Origin of the sequence: Halorubellus salinus, from assembly GCF_020567525.1 — an archaeon.
Classification (GTDB): Archaea; Halobacteriota; Halobacteria; order Halobacteriales; family Natrialbaceae; genus Halorubellus; species Halorubellus salinus.
Genome location: NZ_JAJCVI010000004.1, coordinates 130,673 through 149,789 on the forward strand (window position 1 = coordinate 130,673; position 19,117 = coordinate 149,789).

Sequence of the window (19,117 nt, forward strand, 5' to 3'; positions counted from 1 at the left end):
TCGGGCGGGTATGAGGGTTGCGGCCCCGGCACTCGCCGAGACGCCCGACGATTCCCCACCCGTGGGCTCGCACGCACCGGTCAGGCGACCTCGGGGATGTCGGCGAGTTCGAGGGTCTCCACGCGCACGTTCACGCCCGAGTCGCTCGACCACGTCCCGGCCGGACTCGTCGACGGCTTCGAGTTCTTCGACACGCCGAGCTTCGGACTCCCGAAGTCCGTGGTCTCGCCGGTCTTGTACAGGTAGAACGTCGCCCCCTCGCTCGTCGACCCCTGATAGCGGCCGTTGAAGTAGTCCGCGCGGTCGAACGCGTCGATCTGGAAGCGGACGTCCGTCTCCGCGCCGATGGCCTGCCCGCCCGTCTGGACGAGCTCGATGTACGACCCGTCGGCGGACAGCGACGCGTCGAACGTCGCCGCCTCGCGCTTCGCCGCGTCCTTCCAGGACGGCGTCGTCACGGTCGTCTCGCCGACGTCGCTCGTGTTCACGGCGAACGTCCCACCGTCGCCGTCCCCCTGGAGGAACGCCTCCATCTCGCTGACGACGCCGTCCTCGGTGGCGAGCGCGGACCCGGAGAACGAACTCAGCGGGAACTCCGACTGCCGGAAGTACCGGCTCACCGTCCGGGACTCCTCGAGCGCGGACGCGTTCGCCATCTCGTCGGCCTCGAGGATGAACAGCGTCTCCCCGTCCCGAGTCTGCTCGCCGACCGGCGCGAACGCACCGCCTCGCACGAGCGCCTCCAGGAGGTCCGTCCCCGAGAGTACCGTCGGCCGGAAGTCGAAGCGGAGTTCGTCGTGGTACGCGTACACCGCTTGCCCGCCGAGGGTGAGTCGCTGGTAGAGCTGGCGGTCCTCGACGTACGTCTCCGGGCCGCGCGAGCTCTCGACGCGCATCCGACCGCTCCCGTCGAGCTTCGTCGTCCGCCGGTTGAACCCCATGTACTCCGTCTCGACGGTCCGGGACTGCCCGGTCGTCCGCTGTCGGTGCTCGAGCACGAGCGCCTCGGTCACGCCGTCGTCGCTGACGCCCGGCGGGTACGTCGCCTCGCCGTCGTCCTCGGTGGTCTCCGATTCCGTCTCGGTGTCGGTCGATGCCTCGGTCGTTCTCGTGGCGCGGTCGGTCGTCGACTCGTCCGCGCTCGTCGTGGCGCTGTCATCGCTCGTGGCCGTCCCGGTCGACTCCGCCTGACTCAACCGCAGGCACCCCGAGAGCCCGAACACGCTCGCAATCCCCCCAGCGGCGAGCACGCGTCGACGCGTCGTGTCCTCCTCGTCCATGATGACGATGTACCGTAGTCGCCGACATAACGCTTCTCGCCGTTCCGGGCCACGAGGCGTGACCGGGTCCCGGTGTCGTTATGCGTTCGGCGGTCGCCACGTCGACGCATGCCCCTGGATTCGCTCGCGGTCGTCGACGCGTTCGACGGTGGCTTCGGTTGGCGGACCGCCGGCGACGACTCGCTCGCACGGACGAGTCACGCGCTCCGCACCGACGACGGCCTCTGGCTGCTCGACCCGCTCGATGCGCCCGGCCTCGACGACGTCATCGCCGAACGCGGCCCCGGAGACGACGCGGCCGCGAGCGTCGCGGGCGTCGCAGTCTGCGCCGGCTGGCACGCACGCGACGCCGCCGCCGTCGCCGCCCGGTACGACGTCCCCGTCACCGTTCCCGCCGGCGTCGACCGCGCGCTCGACCACCTCGAGCAGCCCGCAGGCGTCGACGTCGACGTCCAGCGCGCCGACGACCGCCTGCCGAGCACCGACGTCTCGCTCCACGGCGTCTCGCCGATGGGTGCCTGGACCGAAGCGGTCTGCTGGCGCGACCGCGACCGCACGCTCTACGTCCCCGAATCGCTCGGGACCGCCGACCCGTTCGTCGTCGGCGACGAACGCCTCGGCGTCATCTTCTACGCCCGCCTGCTCCCGCCACGCGACGCCCTCGCCGGCTTCTCGCCCGACCGAGTCCTCGTCGGGCACGGCGACGGCGTGTTCGACGACGCCGCCGCCGCGCTCGCGGACGCCCTCGACGCCTCGCGGCGGCGTTTTCCGCGAGCGGTCGTCGAGAACGGACCGCGAGCGATGCGGAACCTCGTCGCCGCAGCACTCGCCTGACCGCGACGCCCCGCGGCCGGCCGCCACCCCGCCGGCCGCGCCGACGACCACCCTCCCCTCACCCCTCGAACCGTGCGTACCATTGACGCACTGAGGGGTTCTCAGACCCCCGAAAACCGCGGTCTCACGGACTCGACGCGAATCGAAAACAGCATACTTTTACACGCCGTGACGGTATCCAACACCAATGGGCCGACGTAAGAAGATCGTCGAACAGTGCGAACGGCTGATGGACAAACCGGAGAACATCCGGAACATCGCCATCGCCGCGCACGTCGACCACGGCAAGACGACACTCACCGACAACCTCCTCGCCGGCGCCGGGATGATCTCGGACGACACCGCGGGCCAGCAGCTCGCGATGGACACCGAGGAGGACGAGCAAGAGCGTGGAATCACCATCGACGCGGCGAACGTCTCGATGACCCACGAGTACGAGGACACCAACCACCTCATCAACCTCATCGACACGCCCGGCCACGTCGACTTCGGTGGCGACGTGACGCGAGCGATGCGCGCCGTCGACGGTGCGCTCGTCGTCGTCGACGCCGTCGAGGGCGCGATGCCCCAGACGGAGACGGTGCTCCGGCAGGCGCTCCGCGAGGGCGTGAAGCCGGCGCTGTTCATCAACAAGGTCGACCGCCTCATCTCCGAGCTCCAGGAGGGCCCCGAGGAGATGCAGAAGCGCCTCCTCTCCGTCATCAGCGACGTCAACGACCTCATCGCCGGGATGACCGAGGAGATGGACGACGTCGACGACTGGACGGTCAGCGTCGAAGAGGGCACCGTCGGCTTCGGGTCCGCGCTCTACAAGTGGGGCGTCTCGATGCCGTCGATGCAGCGCACCGGCATGGACTTCGGCGACATCATGGAGATGGAGCGCGCGGACAAGCGCCAGGAACTCCACGAGAAGACGCCGCTGTCGAACGTCGTGCTCGACATGGTCTGCGAGCACTTCCCGAACCCCGTCAAGGCGCAGCCGATGCGCATCCCGCGCATCTGGCGTGGTGACGACGAGAGCGAGCTCGCGGAGACGATGCGTCTCGTCGACGAGGACGGCGAGGTCGTCCTCATGGTGACCGACATCGGTATCGACCCGCACGCCGGCGAGATCGCCGCGGGCCGCGTCTTCTCGGGGACGCTCGAGAAGGGCCAGGAGCTGTACGTCTCCGGGACGGCCGGGAAGAACCGCGTGCAGTCCGTCGGGATCTACATGGGTGGCGAGCGCGAGGAAGTGGAGCACGTTCCCGCGGGGAACATCGCCGCCGTCACCGGCCTCAAGGACGCCATCGCGGGGTCGACGGTCTCCAGCGTCGAGATGACGCCGTTCGAGTCCATCGACCACATCAGCGAACCGGTCATCACGAAGTCCATCGAGGCGAAGAACATGGACGACCTGCCGAAGCTCATCGAGACGCTCCGCCAGGTGTCCAAGGAGGACCCGACGATCCAGATCGAGATCAACGAGGACACGGGCGAGCACCTCATCAGCGGACAGGGCGAGCTCCACCTCGAGGTCCAGACCCAGCGTATCGAGCGCAACCAGGGCATCCCGGTGAACACCGGTGAGCCGATCGTCGTGTTCCGCGAGGCCATCCAGCAGAACAGTGGCGAGGTCGAGGGCATCTCCCCGAACCGCCACAACCGCTTCTACCTCGAGATCGAGCCGCTCGCCGACGATATCGTCGAGAGCATCAAGCACGGGAACATCTCGATGGACATGCCCGAACTGGAGCGCCGCGAGGCACTCCAGGAGGCCGGCATGGACAAGGACACGAGCCAGGACGTGGAGACCATCCACCGGACGAACGTCCTCGTCGACGAGACGAAGGGTATCCAGCACCTCAACGAGACGATGGAACTCGTCGTCGAAGGGATGCAGGAGGCGCTCGACGACGGCCCGCTCGCCGCGGAACCCGTCGAGGGCGCACTCATCCGGCTGCACGACGCGCGCCTCCACGAGGACACCATCCACCGTGGTCCGGCGCAGGTCATTCCCGCAGTCCGGAACGCGGTCCACAACGCGCTCGTCAAGGGGAAGGTCCGACTCAAGGAGCCGATGCAGGACGTCCGCATCGACGTCCCGAACGAGCACATGGGTGCGGCCTCCGGCGAGATCCAGGGTCGCCGTGGCCGCGTCGACGACATGTACCAGGAGGGTGACCTCATGGTCGTCGAGGGCGAGGCGCCCGTCGAGGAGATGATCGGGTTCTCCTCCGACATCCGTTCGGCAACCGAGGGTCGTGCGTCGTGGAACACGGAGAACTCCGGGTTCCAGTTCATGGCGGACAACCTCCAGCGCGAGCAGATCATGGAGATCCGCGAGCGCAAGGGAATGAAGCTCGAGCTGTACGAGCAGGTCGACTACATCTAAGCTACCGTCGTTCGCTGGCGGTCCTCTCTCTTCGTTCTTCGTCCCGGAGCGACTGCGTTCGCGGTCGCGTCGATGGAATCGGTAGTTGGTGTGAAGCTGTCGTCGCTGGCTGGTGTGGAGCTGTCGTCGCTGGCTGGTGTGGGGTGCTCGTCGGCGTGAATCGGAACCCACAACGTGGTGCCGGCGCGAGTACGGGTATGGAAGCGATTCGCGTCGTCTGGGGGAGCGGGACTGGCCCGACGGCGATGGCGAGTTACGACGCGGCGCTCGCGGACGCGGGCGTCCACAACTACAATCTGGTGACGGTGTCGTCGATGCTGCCGCCGGGTGCGGACGTGGAGGCAGTTGGGACCGCGGGGGACCTCGGCGAGGTCGGTGGGCGGTTGACGGTCGTGGAGGCGCGGGCGACGGCGACCGACCCCGGGCACGTCTCGGCGGGCCTGGCGTGGGCGCAGTCGCCCGACGGCGGGTTGTTCTACGAGGCGGCGGGCCCGACGGATGCGGCGGACGTCGAGGAGCGCGTCCGGCAGGGTATCGCGGCCGGGGAGGAGTTGCGGTCGGGGTGGGCGTTCGACGACCCGCGGGTTCGCGTGCAGTCGGCGCAGGTCGAGCCGGGCACGCACACGACGGCGGTCGTGCTCGCGGTGTACGGCACCGCGGACGCGCTCGTCTGAGGTGCTCCGTGGTGGCGTCTCCCGCCCTCGCTGGAACTACCTCGACCGAACCTTTTTCACTCGGCTGGCGCGTAGGAGTGGTAGTTCTGCGATGAATGGAAACACGCCGTACGCTGGACTGCCGGGGATCACGCAGGCCGGGAAGCGAAACGCGGAGGACGTGCCGGAGCTGTCGAGGGCGGAGAAGAGCGCGCTCCGACGCGACGTGTCGGCTATCGCGGCCCGGACGCGCGAGTTCCTCCCGAAGGAGTACATCGTCGACGGCGACGTTCATCAGGGTGTTGCGGGACCGCAGGCGCGGATCGCGGTCCAACCGCCGGTCGGGGATCCGGTGAGTGCGGGGTTCACGCCGGAGGTCGAGGACCTGGACCTCGACGAGCCGTTCATCGACGCGGACGAGCAGGCGGAGGTCGCTCGTGGTCTCGCGGCGAGCGCGGCGTTCCAGGTGAAGCAGGCGCTGCAGGGGTCGGTGACGCCGACCGCCCGATAGACGCCCGGGTTCTCGTTCTTCTCGTTCGTTCGACGGCGAGCGACGGCGTTCGGCACCGCCGCGGGTTCAGGCGTCGACGTCGGGTCAGGCGTCGACGTCGGGCTGGTCGTCCTCGAGTGCGGCGACGGTGTCGTCGTCGAGGCCGAACTCGCGGAGTTCGGCGGGCGAGAAGCCGTCGGCGTCCATCGCCATCCCGCTCGTGACGAGCCCCTGGATGCCCTCTTCGACGCTCATGTCGACGTCGAGCACCTCCCCTTCGGGGAAGTGCGCGAGGAACCCGCCCATGACGGGGTTCGGGGCGAGTGGGACGAACAGCGTCCGCATGGCGGCGGTCTCGGTTGCGCCGCGGACGTTCGCGGGCGTGGTCGCGGTCTCGAACGCGATCATGTAACTGCCCTCGGTGGGGTACTGGACGAGTTTCACGGAGCGGAAGTTCTCGGCTTCGCTCTCGATCATCGCGTCGCCCATGCGGCGGAACGCGCGGTAGACGCTCCCGATACCGGGGATGGACGCGAACAGGAAGTCGAAGAGGTCGACGAGCCGTTCGCCGTAACGGTTCCGGGCGACGGTACCGACGACGACGACGACGGCGACGAGGATGAGGAAGGCGGTGATGGCGCCGACGAAGTCCGCGGCGCTCTCGTAGATGCCGACCTCGACGAGGAACGCGACGACGACGTTCTGCTGGACGACCGAGAGCAATCCGAAGTGCGCGAGGACCTTCAGGACTGGTTCGAGGACGCTGAAAATGATGCCGAACGCGGCGTCGAGGACGTACACGGTGACGACGATCGGGAGGAGCGTGACGACGCCAGTGGTGAGGACGTCGAGCGCGTGCTGGTACGCGGACTGACTGGCTTCGCGTGCGGTCTCCACCCCGGACCCCGGAATCCTGTCACTATCTGACATACGACCACGGTCGGTTGGGAGGCACCTAAGCGAGGGGCCTACGCGCGATGGGCGTCGCCCGTCCACCGTGGGATGGTCGAGCGAGGGGTGGTCGGGCGAGGGAGTCGGGCGAAGCGTGGTCGCGTCAGGCAGCTTGGAGGGTGACGGTGACGGTGGTGCCCGTCGGTTCGTTGTCGGCGACGGCGACGGTGCCGCCGTACGCGCTGACGAGTGCGTGGACGAGGTAGAGGCCGAGGCCGTGGTCGAGGCGGTCGACGGTGCTCGCGGTGGCGTCGAACAGCACGGCTTTCCGGTCGTCGGAGATGCCGGGGCCGTCGTCGGCGACGGTGAACGTGACGTCGTCGCCGTCGACCGCGGCGTCGACGGTGACGGTGACGTCGTCGTGGTCGGCGTGCTCGATGGCGTTCGCGATGAGGTTCCGGAACACCGACGTGAGGAGGGCGTTCGCGACGACGTTCACGCTGGGGAGGTCGCCGACGTCGAGGGTCGCGTCGGGGTACGCGGCGCGGGCGCGCTCGACCTCTTCGAGGACGACGCTGCGCGCGGGCACGGGCTCGGTCTCGACGTCGTCGTCGTCCGATTCGATCATCGTGACGACGTCGCGGATGCTCTCGGTGAGCGTGGTGGATTCGTCGACGACGGTCAGGAGCTCTTCGAGTCGGTCCGGGGTCGCGAGCGAGGGGTCTTCGGCGATGAGTTCGAGCCAGCCTTCGAGGACGTTCAGGTCGTTCCGGATGTCGTGGCGGACGATGCGGTTGACGAGCGCGAGCGCCTCGTTCCGGTCTTCGAGGACGCGCTGGCGTTCGCGTTGCGCGGCGGCGGGGAGCGTGATGCCGCTGACGAGCGTCGGGTCGACGTCGCTCCGGTTCCCGACGTCGCGGAGCCAGCGGTAGCTGCCGTCGGCGGCCCGAAGCCGGTACTGGACGTCGTAGGTGTCGCCGTTACCGTCGACGACCGCGTCGAACGCCGCCGCGACCGCGTCGTAGTCGCCGGGATGGACGAGCGCCGCGAAGTCCTGGACGGTCTCGAACGCCGCGGGGTCGTAGTCGGCGAGCGTCGCCTTCCGGTCGTCGAACGCGAACGCGCCCGTCTCGACGTCGTACTCCCACCACGCCACGCCGGCGGCGTCGATCGCTCTTTCACGTGTCGTCTCCCCGCCGGTCGCCCCCTGTCGCTCACCCATACCTATCACTATATGCAAGTATGCGTTACTACTACAATACTACTTCGGCGACTCCAACCCGGACCCGAGCGCCCTACCGCGCCTCGCGGCCGGCGCTCCTGGGGTGCCCGCCGTCAACGGCCGGGGGCCAGCGCCGCGATCGTCTCCGCGACGACCGTCCGCCGGCCTTCGTTGAACGAGTGATTCTCCCCTGGGAGGACGCGCAACTCGGCGTCGGGGAGGGCGTCCGCGAGCGCCTCGGCGGGCTCGGGATAGAAGTGGTCCTCGTCGCCATACAGGAGCGTCACCGGGACGTCGACGCCAGCGACGTCGTCGGGCGCGACGTCGAGCCCGTCCTCGAGGTCACCGAGCGGGACGTCGCGCTGGTCGTCGAGCCCGGACTCGTCGGCGAACACGACCGCCGGCGCCCACCCGAGCACGCGCTCGACGCCATCCGGGAACGCCGTGAACGCGACCCGGCCACCGAAGCTCTTCACGAGCAGCGACACGCGGTCGTCGACGAGGTCGACCGCGGCCGCCAGCTCCGCGTGCAACTCCGCGAGCGTCTTCGCGTCGAGTTCCTCGCCGGTCGTCCACGACTCGTAGCGGAAGGAGGCGACGCCCGCGTTCGCGAGTTCGTACATCGCGATGTCGAAGATGTTCCCGAACGGCCCGTGGCCCGCGCCCGGAACCACGACCACGCAGGTGTCCGCGTCGCCAGCGGGCGGCGTCACGAACCGACCCTCGTGCGTTGCGCCGTCGACCTCGAAGTCCAGTTGCTCGAGCGGCATGGACTCGAACGGTGCCGTGTCCGACACAAATACCCTCGCCGCACTGACGGACTCGCCTGCGAGCACGCCACACACCACGCGAACGCTTACGACGACCGCGTCGCCAGCACGCACATGGTCATCCGCGCCGCCACCCACGACGACGCCGAACTGCTCGCCACCGACTTCTGGTACCCGCTCGCGAAACAGATGGAGCAGTACTCGCCGCTGAACGAACTCCGCGACGGCGTCGCCGAAGACGCCGTCGACGCCTTCGCGGACATGCTGGAGCGCGACGACCGCCGGATCTTCCTCCGCGAAGCCGACGACGAACCCGTCGCCTTCCTCGTCGTCGAACTCGGCGAACGACCCTCGCGCGAACACGGCCGCTACGCGGACATCGTCGACCTCTACGTCAAGGAACCGCACCGCGGCAACGGCCACGGCACCGCACTCGTCGACCACGTCGAAGCCCTCGCCAGCGACCAGGACCGCGACTACGTCACCGTCTCCGCCGAATGGCAGAACGAACCCGCACGCGAGTTCTACCGCGACCGCGACTACGACCAAAAACAGGTGACGTACGCGAAACCACTCGACTGAGCGTCAAACTGCACCGAACAGGTGGAGAGCCGTCACCGAACTCGCGAAGCCGCCGCCTGGCGGCGAGACGATAACACTGAAACGGCCGCCTGGCGGCGGCCGTATGCTCCTGCGACCAGTTACTTCCCCCAGAACGGGTCGCGTTTCCGCTGCTTCTCGAGGTACTGGTTGAGCGCTTCGCGTTCGTCCATCGGGATCTCCTCCTTCAACTCCTGTTCGAGAATCTTCGCGTGCTTCTCGGGGATCTCGATCCAGAGTTCATCGCCTTCCTCGATCTGACGGCCGACGGTCGGGCCGTCGATGGCGAGGCTGACGCGGGAGCCGGCGCGAGCCTCGTCGACGTCCTCGCCGTTCTCCTGGATGCCCTTGAGTTGGCCGACGCGCGTCGGCTCGTTCCCCTCGAACTTCACGACGTTCATGTTGTTCTTGACCGTCCCGGAGAGGATCTCCGTGCCGACGACCGCCGGGTCGTTCTGGCGGAACGTGTGGTCCATGAGGAGCTGGAAGCGCGCGGGTCGCGTGATGTTGTCCAGCACCGTCTCCTGTTGTTCGCGCTCGATCGCCTCGACGTACTCGTCGTACTCCTCGACGAGCTGGTAGATGACGTCGCTCCCGAAGATCTGGACGTCGCTCTCCTCGACGCGCCGGCGCGCGTCGTCGAGCACGTCGACGTTGAACGCGAGGATGGTCTTGTTCGTGTCCTCGTCCGCGGTCGATGCGACCGAGACGTCGCGCGGCGCGACCGCACCGACTTCGGCGCGCACGATAGGTATCTCGGCCTCCTCGAGCGCGTTCGCCATCGCCTCCAGACTCCCGAGCGTGTCCGCCTTCACGACCACGCCCTCCTCGGCGGTCTCGACCGCGATCTCCGCGAGCTCGCTCCGCACCTCGCGCTCGACCTCCTCGACGGGGCGGTCGCGGACGACCCGGATGGGTGCGCCCGACATCGCCTCGTCCAGGTCCGGCGCCGCGACCTTGATACCGGCCGCCGCGACGACCTCGTCGACCTGCTCGAACCGACTCTCGGTGCGTATCTCCGCGAGCGGCCGCGGCTGCAAGAGCGCCCGCACTTCGGTCACGATCGGGTCGTTCTCGCCGCCGACGACGATGACGTCGTCCGCGCGGATCGTCCCGTCGTAGAGCACGATGTCGATGGTCGTCCCGAACCCCTTCTCGTCCTTGACCTCCAGTACCGTACCGACACCGGGCCCGCCGACGTCCACCTGCATCTCGTCCTTCATGTACCGCTGCGCGAGCCCCATCATCACCGTCAGGAGGTCCGGGACGCCTTCGCCAGTCATCGCGCTCACGGGGACGACGCCGACGTTCTGCTGGAAGTTCCGCACCTGCCAGTACATGTCCGCGGAGAACCCGTGGTCGCTGAGTTCACCGACGATCTCGTACAGTTCCTGGTTGAGTTGCTGCTGGACGCGGTCGGACTGGGTCTCCATGGACTGCTGGATGGGGGCGTCCTCGACGGGATTCCAGCCGGGGAGGGTGTCGACCTTGTTCGCGGCGACGACGAACGGCGTCTGCGTGCGTTTGAGGATGTCGAGCGCTTCGATGGTCTGGGGCTGAAAGCCGTCGTTCACGTCGACGACGAGGATGGCGATGTCCGCGAGCGCGCCACCGCGCGACCGGAGGGTCGTGAACGAGTGGTGGCCGGGCGTGTCGATGAACAGGAGTCCCGGAAGGTCGAAGTCGGTCGGGTCAACGAGCGACCCGGCGATGTCAGAGATGACGTCGAGCGGCACCGCGGTCGCACCGATGTGCTGGGTGATAGCACCTGCCTCGCCCTCGATGACCGCGGACCCGCGGACCTTGTCGAGCAAGCTCGTCTTGCCGTGGTCGACGTGACCGAGGACGGCGACGATGGGCGTGCGTAGCGTGTCTGTGCCGGGGTCGCCGGCGTCCGATGAGTCCGACATGGTGACCACCCAGAAGGTATACTCAGAACCTTCTCGCGCCGGCATTTAAGATTGCCGTATGCGTCCGCGTTCGGGCGCCATCACCGTATTCGACGACGTCTTCGTCGCCACGCGACGGTGGCTGCCGTGCGGCTGACGACCCCGTGGCGTTTAATAGCCGTCGTTCGGTACGGGTGGGTATGCCCAATATACTGGCCGAGAACATCTCGGACAAGGCCGTCATGGGGTCTGACGGCACCGAACTCGGCGCGCTGTACAACGTCACGATGGACCTGAAGAGCGGTGAACTCCACGATCTCATCGTCGAGCCCGACGAGGACACGCCGACGCGAACCATCGACTACGACCGGGACGAACAGGGCCGTTTCCGCGTGCCGGTGTCGCGCGTGCAGGCCGTGAAGGACTACATCGTCGTCGACCGCTAGCTCGGATGAAGGTCCTGGATTCTTCTGCGTTCATCAACGAGTATCACTCCGAGGACGACATCGCGACGATTCCGCTCGTCCGCGAGGAACTCACCGACGAGAGCGGGTATCGGTTCGACGCGATGGAGGGCGCGGGGATGCGCATCCACATCCCGGACGCCGGAACCGTCGAGCGCGTGGAGCGCGCCGCGCGCGAGACCGGTGACCTCGCGGAGCTCTCGAATACCGACGTCCGCCTGGTGGCGGCGACGTTCGAACTGGACGCGACGCTCGTCACGGACGACTACGCGATGCAGAACGTCGCCGAGCGACTGGACGTGCGCGTCGAGGTTATCGCGCGCGACGGCATCAGCGAGCAACGCGACTGGAAGTTCCAGTGCGCTGGCTGTGGACGCGAGTTCGACGAGAACAAGGACCGCTGCCCGATCTGCGGGAGCGACCTCACGCGGAAGAACCCGAGCTAGCGCTCGGCGTCGGTCGTCGGTCTCCTGGCGGCGGTGTCCTCAGAGGAGGGTCGGGACGACGAGTCCGGCGGTCTTCTCGATGTAGTCGAACCCGAACAGGATGGCGTTGTAGCTCCCGTGGACGAACGCGGGCGCGAGGAGGTTCTCGGTGCGTTCGTAGACGGTGCCGAGGACGAGCGAGAGCGTGAACACGACCGCGAGCGTCGCGACGAGTTCGCCGGTGGTGCCGCCCGTGGAGTACGCAGGGATGTGGACGAGCGCGAAGATGACGCTCCCGGTCAGGACGGCCGCCCAGCGTGGCGCGTGCTCGTACAGCGACTTCTGGACGATGTTCCGGTACAGGAGCTCCTCACCTGGTCCGATGATGAGGAGACTCAACGGGACCAGCGGGAGCAGGAGCGACGGCTCAGATTCCGCGGCCTGCGTCGTCGAGTGCTGGCTCGTGGAGATGCCGAACGTCTCGAACGCGATCGAGATGACCTGGAGGAGCGCGAACAACGCGACGAGGCCGCCGACCGCCCACGCGACCTCGCGGAGCGTCGGCGTCCGGACGTCGAGGAACGACAGCGACCGGTTCGTGTACGCGAGATAGATACCGGCGGTCATCGTCGTCGCCAGCCCGAGCGCGACCGTCGACACGATCTGCTGGCGCGCCCCCGACAGCGGCGGCTCCCAGACCACGTCGGTGACGACACCGATGAGGACCGTCTGCCAGACCGCGATGGCGAAGATACCGACCGCGCCGACGAACGCCATCGCGAGCGCCGCAGCCACGAACCGACCCGGCGACCACGCTCCGCGCGACTCGACGGACATGCTCGCCCGTAGCGCCTCCGCCGACATAGGCCCTTCCGTTACGCGAGTCCGACTCCCGCGAGCAAGTGGAACCGACGGCCTGGGGGCCGCCGGATGCTGGTGCGAGCAATCAGTTGACCACAGCCGCGGCGAGGGAACGGAACCGGCGGCCTGGGGGCCGCCGGACGCTGGTGCGAGCGGGGAGAGGAAGAACCGGCGGCCTGGGGGCCGCCGGACGCTGGTGCGAGCGGGGAGAGGAAGAACCGGCGGCCTGGGGGCCGCCGGATGCTGGTGCAGTCAGTAAGTCACTCGATAGTCAGTTCGTCCTTGGCGGCGACGGCGTCGGCTTCGTCGTAGTCGCCTTCGCCGAGCAGCCCTCTGGCGGCGTTCTTCCCCCATTCGACGGCGGGCTGGACGAACGTGTCGACGCCGTAGAGTTCGCCGGCGAGCACGCACGCGGCCTCCATGCTGTAGAGGAGCGCGCCGAGTTCGTGCTCGTCGACGCGGTCGAGCTCCACGCGGACGCTCGGGCGGCCGGCGGCGGCGAGGCTCGCCTCGGTCGCCTCGAACTCGGCGTCCATGAGCTCGCCGAGCCCGGTGCCTTCGAGGTACGCGAGCTCCTCGGCGTCGCTCTCGGGGATGTCGTGGTCGTCGCGCTCGGTGGGTCGGACGAGCGTCACGAGCTTGTCGCGCGGGCCGGCGCGGTAGAGCTGGAGCTGGGAGTGCTGGTCGGTCGCGCCGAGCGCTCGCGCCGGCGTCTGCCCGAGGCCGTCCTTGCCCAGGCTCTCCGCCCAGAGTTGCGCGAACCACTCCGCGAACGTCTCCAGGCTCTCGGCGTACGGCATCATCGCGTTCACGCTCGCACCACGGCAGTCGAGCGCGTACGCCATCGCGCCGTACGCGTACCCCGGGTTCGAGTGCAGGCTCGGCCCGAGCTTCGCGCGTTGCTCGGCGGCGCCGGCGACGAGCGCGTCCAGGTCGAGCCCGCAGACGCTCGCCGCCGCCAGGCCCACGGTCGACAGCGCGGAGAACCGCCCCGGGACGCCATCGGGCTGGGGCAGGCTCGGGAGGCCGTGACGGTCCGCGAGCCGCCGCAACGGCCCGTCCTCGCCCGTGGTGACGAACGTGCGGTCGGTCCAGTCGACGCCCGCGTCCCGCATGGCGTCGCGGACGACGAGGAAGTTCGCGAGCGTCTCCGCGGTCGTCCCGGAGCGCGAGACGACGTTCACCGTCGTCGACGCGAGGTCGACGTCGTCGAGGAGTTCGGTCACCCACTCGGGGTCGACGTTGTCGAGGTAGTACGCGTCCACGTCCGATTCGCTGGCGAGCGCGTCCGTGATGGTCGCCGCGCCGAGTGCGCTCCCGCCGATACCGACGTTCAGGAGCGTCCCGGTGTCCGCGAACCCCGCCGTCGTCTCCCGGATCGAATCGAGGTCGACGTCCTCGGGGAGCGCGAGCGCCGCGTACCCGTGCTCGCGGGCGTCGATACCCTGCTCGATGCGGTCGTGTGCGGCCGCGACCTGGTCGTCGAGGCGCGCCAGCGCGTCCCGCCCGATGCCGGGTGACGCGGTGTCGGCGAGCGCGTTCGCGATGTCCACTTGCATGCGCGAACGACCGCTCGGCGGCGACAAGGTTCTTGCCATCACCGCGTGTCCTCTCCGTCGATGCCTCCCTCGTTCTCGCGGCGACGCCTGTTCCTCGTGGTCGCGGGCGCGGCGGCGACCGCCGTCGGTGGACTGGCGGCCGCGGTGCGTCCGACCGTCTCCGCCGGCTGGCTGCTCGACGCCCCGGACGCGATCGTCGACGCGAAGCCCGGTCACTACGTCAGCGACACCGGCCCCGACTGCGGCATCGGCCCCGTCGAGGAGGCGACGACGACGTGGTTCGTCCACGTGGGCGGCGAGGCCGTCGACCCGTCGGAGCTCTACCTGACGCGAGCGAACTCGCCGGAACGGAAGCCGATCGCTCACTGCATGCGCGACGAGGAAGCACCGTTCGAGGCCGGGAGTCGCCTCGTCGTCGACGTCCCCGACGGCTCGACGGTCCACCTCGTGTGGAGTCCGACCGGCACTGGTCCGCTGGCGGCCCTGACCGCGGTCGTCCTCGCGACCGTCCGACTGGCTGGAGAGGACGACGCGTGAGCGACGGCAACCACGCCGCTTTTGCCCGTCTCGCCCCAAGCGTCGAGGGATGACAGAGGACGGCGTCGCGACCGCGGAGGACGCTCGGAGCAGCGACGACGACGCCGGGAGCGACGGCCGCACGTACGGCGGGCTCCTGACGGCGTTCCCGTACGCGCTCCGCGAGAGCGACTCGCGGCTGTTCAAGCTGTACGCGACCGTGAGCGGGCTGCTCTCGACGCTGCTCGCGTTCTTCTTCGCGGCGGCGGTGACGGTCGCGGTGTCGAACACGCTCGGCGCCGGCGGTGGGACGTTCACGTTCGTCCGGTCGTTCTACGTGTTCGTCGCGCTCGCGGTCGTCTCCCCCATCGTCGCCCCGGTCCTGTTCGTCGCGCGCGAGCACCGCCGCGGTCGCGGCGACGCTCGCTTCGACCGCCGGATGGCGCTCCTCGGGTTCGTGTACTTCGTCGCACTCTACGTCGCCGCGGTCATCTCGATGCCGCCCGAGTTCACGCTCGACGGCGAGGTCACCACGCGCCCCGACCCGAGCGGGCTGTTCGCACCACTTATCAGCGTGTTCTACGCGATGCCGCCGCTCTCGAGCATCCTCCCGCCCGCGCTCGTCGGCGTCGCGATGTACCTCCTCGACCGCCAGCACAAGACCTCGAGCACGTGAGCCCGCGCCGCACGCTCGCGAGTGCGTGACGAAACCCGGAAGGCCACCGAGGCGCTACCCGTGGGTATGACGGAGACGACCGCGACCTTCCTCGTGACGGAGGCGGACGCCGAGAGCGCCGTGCTACGCGACGTGGACGCCGGCCAGGTGTACACGCTCGCTGACAACGACCGCGAGTTCGAGCCGGAGATGGTGGTGGGTGCGACCGTGAAGCCGGTGCCGCCGATGGACGTCGTGTACGAACTCGTCGACGTCGACTACGCGCACCACGTCGACGTCGTCGACACGGACCTGTCGCCGACCACGCAGGCGATGGAGACCGCCGAGGACCTCGACGTCGGCGACGTCGAGCGCATCGAACGCGCCGGTACCGGCGAACTCCACGTCCTCTCGGTGCCGCCCGAGGACACCGAGCAGGCCGCACAGGACGTCATCGCGGACGAGGAGACGGTCGCGCGAGCGGGTCGCGTCGGCGCGGTCCGCGTCGAGGTGCGTCGCGACACCGAGACGGGCGTCCTGAACGTCCGCTACCTGCCCGACTGAACGCGACGAGCGGGCGTGTCGCGTCGCTACTCGCTCTCTTCGCTCGCGTACGGCGCGGGGCCGTCCGCGCTCTGAACCTTCCAGCCGCCGCCGACGTCGCAGGCCTCGCGGACCGTGTACTCGATCTCCGTATCGGGGCCCATGCGGTCGCCGCCCTGTACCTCCTCGACGCGCAGCGGGACGTCGTACGTGCTCCCACAGCACCCGATGTCGACGAACTCGATCCACTCGTCGCCGCGTTCGACGTCGTCGTGGACGCGACGCAGCCAGGCGTGGAAGTGGTCGGTATCCACCTGCTGGCGACTCCAGTCAGAGAGGTCCATCGGGTACGAGAGCACCACGCGCGTAGCGGTCGTCATACCTCACGGTACGGGGTCGGCGGACAAAAGCGTGCGTCGCGATGACGCCGGCCGCGCGAAGCCACGCCTGTGAGGGAGTCGGTGTGGCGGTGCGGGAGTCGGGGTGATACGGATGGCGATGATTCCCCGGAGAAATCGTCGGCGTCGGTCGCCGCGAGAGAAAGAGAGATAAGAAGGCTTACTTTCGCCCGCGGCGGACCGGGCGGCATGAGCAAGTTCGAGGTACCGGAGGTCGACTACGAGCGGTACTCGAACCGCCAGCTCGCGGCCATCCCGCTTGTCCTGTTGGCCGTCGCGCTGGTGGTTCTCGCCGCGTTGTGGGTGACCACTGGGACACCGGTGCCGCTGGGTATCGACTTCACAGGTGGGACAGAGTTGACGGTGCAGACCGACACGCCCCGCGGCGAACTCGCGGCGGCGTTCGACGTGCAACCGGCGAACATCCAGGCCGCCGCCGGGACCGCCGAACCACAGTACATCGTGACGTTCGCCGACACGGGCGATAGCACCAACGGGAGCATCCTCGCCGAACAGGCGCGAGCGAACCTGGAGCCGACGTGTTCGGACGTCGAGGAGTGCGCGGTCGTGCAGTCCCGGCAGTCGACGACGCCGCGGTTCGCGTCGTCCGCGCAGAACACCGCACTCGTCGGGATCACCATCGCGTTCGCCGGAATGAGCGTGCTCGCGTTCGCACTGTTCCGGTCGTTCGTTCCGTCCGTCGCGATCGTCATCTCCGCGTTCTCCGACATCGCGATCCCGCTCGCCATCATGGGGCTCGTCGGCATCAACCTCTCGCTGGGCACGGTCGCCGCACTCCTGATGCTCATCGGGTACTCCGTCGACTCCGACATCCTCCTGAACAACCACATCCTCCGGCGCGAGGGCGGGTTCTACGAGAGCACCGCTCGCGCGATGCGGACCGGTGTGACGATGACGCTCACGTCGCTCTCCGCGATGGCGGTGATGGCGGTGACGGCGTGGCTGTTCGGGATCGAGCTGATGGCGTCGATCGGTATCGTGCTCGTCCTCGGGCTCGCGACCGACCTGCTGAACACGTACATGTTGAACTTGAGTCTCCTTCGCTGGTACAAGCTCGGGGAGGTGGGTAACTGATGGCCGACCTCCGTAGCAACTGGCGCGTGGTGCTGCTCGTCGTGATGCTGTCGCTGAGCGCGATCGTGCTGTTCGTGCCGTCGGCGACGCTCAGCGAGGGCGAGGTGACGGGGCCGACGAACCTCCAGTACGGCCTCGAACTGAACGGTGGGACGCGCATCCGGACGCCCGTGACGGGGATGAGCGCGACCCAGTTGGACGTGCAGCGCGCTGACGACGACGTCGTGCGGAACGTCTCCGAGAGCCTCGGTGTCCCGTCGCTCGACGTCGCGGTCCGGGACTGTACGGCGTCGAACGTCGACTGCCGGACCGAGGAGGGGCACGTCGTCGAGGTGTTCAACGACTCCGTGACCGCGGAGCAACTCGTGGACGTGTTGCGCGCACAGGGGATCGCGCGCATCGACGGGTCGCAGGTGACGACCGAGCACGTCCGCGACGACCCGTCGCCGGAGACGTACGCGCGGATGGCGTCGAGCATCCAGAGCAAGCTCGACGCGACCGGCTTGTCCGGTGGGACGGCGACGGTCGCGTCCGCGGCGAACGGACAGCGGTACGTCGTCGTCGAGGCGCCGAACCGCGAGCCGGAGGCCCTCGTCGAACTCCTCGACGAGCGTGGGCTCGTCCAGCTCACGGTCCGGTATCCGGGTAACGAGTCGATGCAGGAGGATGTGCTCGTGGACGCGAACGGCATCCGGACGGTCGACCCGCCGCGGCGGTCGGAGGCCGGGTCCGGCTGGGAGGTCCCCGTGAAGCTCACCGAGCAGGGCGGGACGCGCTTCCAGAACATCCTGAACAGCGTCGGGTTCACGAGCGACCGGAACTACCAGTCGTGTCCGGCGAACGCGACGGCGACGCGCACGCGGAACGACGACGGTTACTGTCTGTTGACGGTCGTGAACGGTGACGTGAAGGGTGCGTTCTCGATGGACGGACGGCTCGCTCAGACCATCCGGAGCGAGCAGTTCGCGAACGACCCGCGGTTCTTCTTCACCGCGGGGAACCAGAGCGAAGCCCAGCGCATCCAGACGAACATCGAGGCGGGTGCGCTCCCGGCGCCGCTCGACCTCGACCAGCGCCAGACGTTCACGCTCGAGGGCGCGCTCGCGGACCAGTTCAAGCTGAACGCGCTCATCACGGCGATCGTCGCGGTGCTCGCGGTGTCGTTCACGGTGTACATCCGGTACGGTAACGCGACGGTCGCGGCGCCGATGGTCGTCACTGCACTCAGCGAGGTCGCGCTCCTGCTCGGGTTCGCGTCGATCGTCGGGCTCCCGCTCGACCTGAGTCACATCGCTGGGTTCATCGCGGTCATCGGGACGGGGGTGGACGACCTCATCATCATCGCGGACGAGGTGATGGCCGAGAAGGTGTCCAGTCAGCGCGTGTTCCAGTCGCGGTTCCGGAAGGCGTTCTGGGTCATCGGTGCGGCGGCGGCGACGACCATCGTCGCGATGAGTCCGCTCGCGGTCCTCAGTCTCGGGGACCTCCGCGGGTTCGCGATCATCACGATTCTCGGTGTCCTCATCGGGGTGCTCGTGACGCGGCCGGCGTACGGTGACATCCTCCGTGCGCTCGTGACGGGCGACAAGTAAGCGCTC

Annotated in this window: 20 protein-coding genes; 12 read left to right on the plus strand and 8 right to left on the minus strand. The window is 68.5% G+C overall.

Annotation, left to right across the window (positions count from 1 at the left end):
• Positions 1-80: 80 nt before the first annotated feature.
• The gene (locus tag LI336_RS11860; RefSeq protein ID WP_227133345.1) at positions 81-1,280 is read right to left on the minus strand and encodes a hypothetical protein; all 1,200 of its coding nucleotides are present in this window, start codon (positions 1,278-1,280) and stop codon (positions 81-83) included.
• Between the two features lie 108 nt (positions 1,281-1,388).
• Here LI336_RS11860 and LI336_RS11865 point away from each other — a divergent pair, with 108 nt between their 5' ends.
• From LI336_RS11865 to LI336_RS11880, 4 genes are all read left to right on the plus strand, one after another.
• The gene (locus LI336_RS11865; RefSeq protein ID WP_227133346.1) at positions 1,389-2,114 is read left to right on the plus strand and encodes a hypothetical protein; all 726 of its coding nucleotides are present in this window, start codon (positions 1,389-1,391) and stop codon (positions 2,112-2,114) included.
• A gap of 187 nt (positions 2,115-2,301) precedes the next feature.
• Positions 2,302-4,488, plus strand: a complete 2,187-nt coding sequence (locus LI336_RS11870; protein ID WP_227133347.1) for an elongation factor EF-2 — start codon at positions 2,302-2,304, stop codon at positions 4,486-4,488.
• Positions 4,489-4,685: 197 nt separating this feature from the next.
• Positions 4,686-5,162, plus strand: a complete 477-nt coding sequence (locus LI336_RS11875) for a pyruvoyl-dependent arginine decarboxylase (RefSeq protein ID WP_227133348.1) — start codon at positions 4,686-4,688, stop codon at positions 5,160-5,162.
• A gap of 91 nt (positions 5,163-5,253) precedes the next feature.
• Positions 5,254-5,652 carry a DUF5811 family protein gene (locus LI336_RS11880; protein ID WP_227133349.1) on the plus strand — a complete coding sequence of 133 codons (399 nt, stop codon included), beginning with the start codon at positions 5,254-5,256 and terminating at the stop codon, positions 5,650-5,652.
• 84 nt (positions 5,653-5,736) lie between these two features.
• Here LI336_RS11880 and LI336_RS11885 read toward each other — a convergent pair whose 3' ends face one another.
• The 3 genes from LI336_RS11885 to LI336_RS11895 form a co-directional block, all read right to left on the minus strand.
• Positions 5,737-6,561 (minus strand): DUF502 domain-containing protein, encoded by an 825-nt coding sequence (locus LI336_RS11885; protein WP_227133350.1) that lies wholly within the window; start codon positions 6,559-6,561, stop codon positions 5,737-5,739.
• 124 nt (positions 6,562-6,685) lie between these two features.
• Positions 6,686-7,744 (minus strand): PAS domain-containing sensor histidine kinase, encoded by a 1,059-nt coding sequence (locus LI336_RS11890; protein ID WP_227133351.1) that lies wholly within the window; start codon positions 7,742-7,744, stop codon positions 6,686-6,688.
• Positions 7,745-7,857: 113 nt separating this feature from the next.
• On the minus strand, positions 7,858-8,514 hold the full coding sequence (locus LI336_RS11895; RefSeq protein ID WP_227133352.1) for an alpha/beta hydrolase: 657 nt from the start codon (positions 8,512-8,514) through the stop codon (positions 7,858-7,860).
• 114 nt (positions 8,515-8,628) lie between these two features.
• On the opposite strand from LI336_RS11895, the gene LI336_RS11900 reads away from it, so the two are divergent.
• Complete coding sequence (locus LI336_RS11900) at positions 8,629-9,096, plus strand: GNAT family N-acetyltransferase (protein WP_227133353.1); 468 nt, start codon at positions 8,629-8,631, stop codon at positions 9,094-9,096.
• A gap of 119 nt (positions 9,097-9,215) precedes the next feature.
• Here LI336_RS11900 and infB read toward each other — a convergent pair whose 3' ends face one another.
• A complete protein-coding gene (gene infB, locus LI336_RS11905; RefSeq protein ID WP_227133354.1) occupies positions 9,216-11,024 on the minus strand; it encodes a translation initiation factor IF-2 in 1,809 nt (602 codons plus the stop codon).
• 179 nt (positions 11,025-11,203) lie between these two features.
• Between infB and LI336_RS11910 the strand changes: the two genes are divergently transcribed.
• Together LI336_RS11910 and LI336_RS11915 are read left to right on the plus strand one after the other, a co-directional pair.
• Positions 11,204-11,449 (plus strand): PRC-barrel domain-containing protein, encoded by a 246-nt coding sequence (locus tag LI336_RS11910; protein WP_227133355.1) that lies wholly within the window; start codon positions 11,204-11,206, stop codon positions 11,447-11,449.
• Positions 11,450-11,454: 5 nt separating this feature from the next.
• Positions 11,455-11,913: an NOB1 family endonuclease gene (locus LI336_RS11915; RefSeq protein WP_227133356.1), complete on the plus strand. Its 459-nt coding sequence runs from the start codon at positions 11,455-11,457 to the stop codon at positions 11,911-11,913.
• A 39-nt stretch (positions 11,914-11,952) separates the two neighbouring features.
• Here LI336_RS11915 and LI336_RS11920 read toward each other — a convergent pair whose 3' ends face one another.
• The gene (locus LI336_RS11920; protein WP_227133357.1) at positions 11,953-12,729 is read right to left on the minus strand and encodes a CPBP family intramembrane glutamic endopeptidase; all 777 of its coding nucleotides are present in this window, start codon (positions 12,727-12,729) and stop codon (positions 11,953-11,955) included.
• A gap of 284 nt (positions 12,730-13,013) precedes the next feature.
• On the minus strand, positions 13,014-14,312 hold the full coding sequence (locus LI336_RS11925; RefSeq protein WP_227133358.1) for a phosphoglucose isomerase-related protein: 1,299 nt from the start codon (positions 14,310-14,312) through the stop codon (positions 13,014-13,016).
• 60 nt (positions 14,313-14,372) lie between these two features.
• Between LI336_RS11925 and LI336_RS11930 the strand changes: the two genes are divergently transcribed.
• The 3 genes from LI336_RS11930 (at position 14,373) to LI336_RS11940 (ending at position 16,047) form a co-directional block, all read left to right on the plus strand.
• The gene (locus LI336_RS11930) at positions 14,373-14,849 is read left to right on the plus strand and encodes a hypothetical protein (RefSeq protein WP_227133359.1); all 477 of its coding nucleotides are present in this window, start codon (positions 14,373-14,375) and stop codon (positions 14,847-14,849) included.
• 49 nt (positions 14,850-14,898) lie between these two features.
• The gene (locus LI336_RS11935; protein ID WP_227133360.1) at positions 14,899-15,504 is read left to right on the plus strand and encodes a DUF8056 family protein; all 606 of its coding nucleotides are present in this window, start codon (positions 14,899-14,901) and stop codon (positions 15,502-15,504) included.
• A gap of 66 nt (positions 15,505-15,570) precedes the next feature.
• Positions 15,571-16,047 carry a DUF5812 family protein gene (locus tag LI336_RS11940; protein WP_227133361.1) on the plus strand — a complete coding sequence of 159 codons (477 nt, stop codon included), beginning with the start codon at positions 15,571-15,573 and terminating at the stop codon, positions 16,045-16,047.
• A 26-nt stretch (positions 16,048-16,073) separates the two neighbouring features.
• On the opposite strand, the gene LI336_RS11945 is transcribed toward LI336_RS11940, so the two are convergent.
• Entirely contained in the window at positions 16,074-16,406 is a 333-nt protein-coding gene (locus tag LI336_RS11945) for a DUF7968 family protein (protein ID WP_227133362.1), read from the minus strand.
• A 207-nt stretch (positions 16,407-16,613) separates the two neighbouring features.
• Here LI336_RS11945 and secF point away from each other — a divergent pair, with 207 nt between their 5' ends.
• Both secF and LI336_RS11955 read left to right on the plus strand, forming a co-directional pair.
• Positions 16,614-17,519 carry a protein translocase subunit SecF gene (gene secF / locus LI336_RS11950; RefSeq protein ID WP_227133363.1) on the plus strand — a complete coding sequence of 302 codons (906 nt, stop codon included), beginning with the start codon at positions 16,614-16,616 and terminating at the stop codon, positions 17,517-17,519.
• Positions 17,519-19,111, plus strand: coding sequence for a preprotein translocase subunit SecD (locus LI336_RS11955; RefSeq protein WP_227133364.1), 1,593 nt, complete (start codon positions 17,519-17,521; stop codon positions 19,109-19,111). The genes secF and LI336_RS11955 overlap by 1 nt, the downstream gene beginning before the upstream one ends.
• The last annotated feature ends 6 nt before the right edge of the window (positions 19,112-19,117 follow it).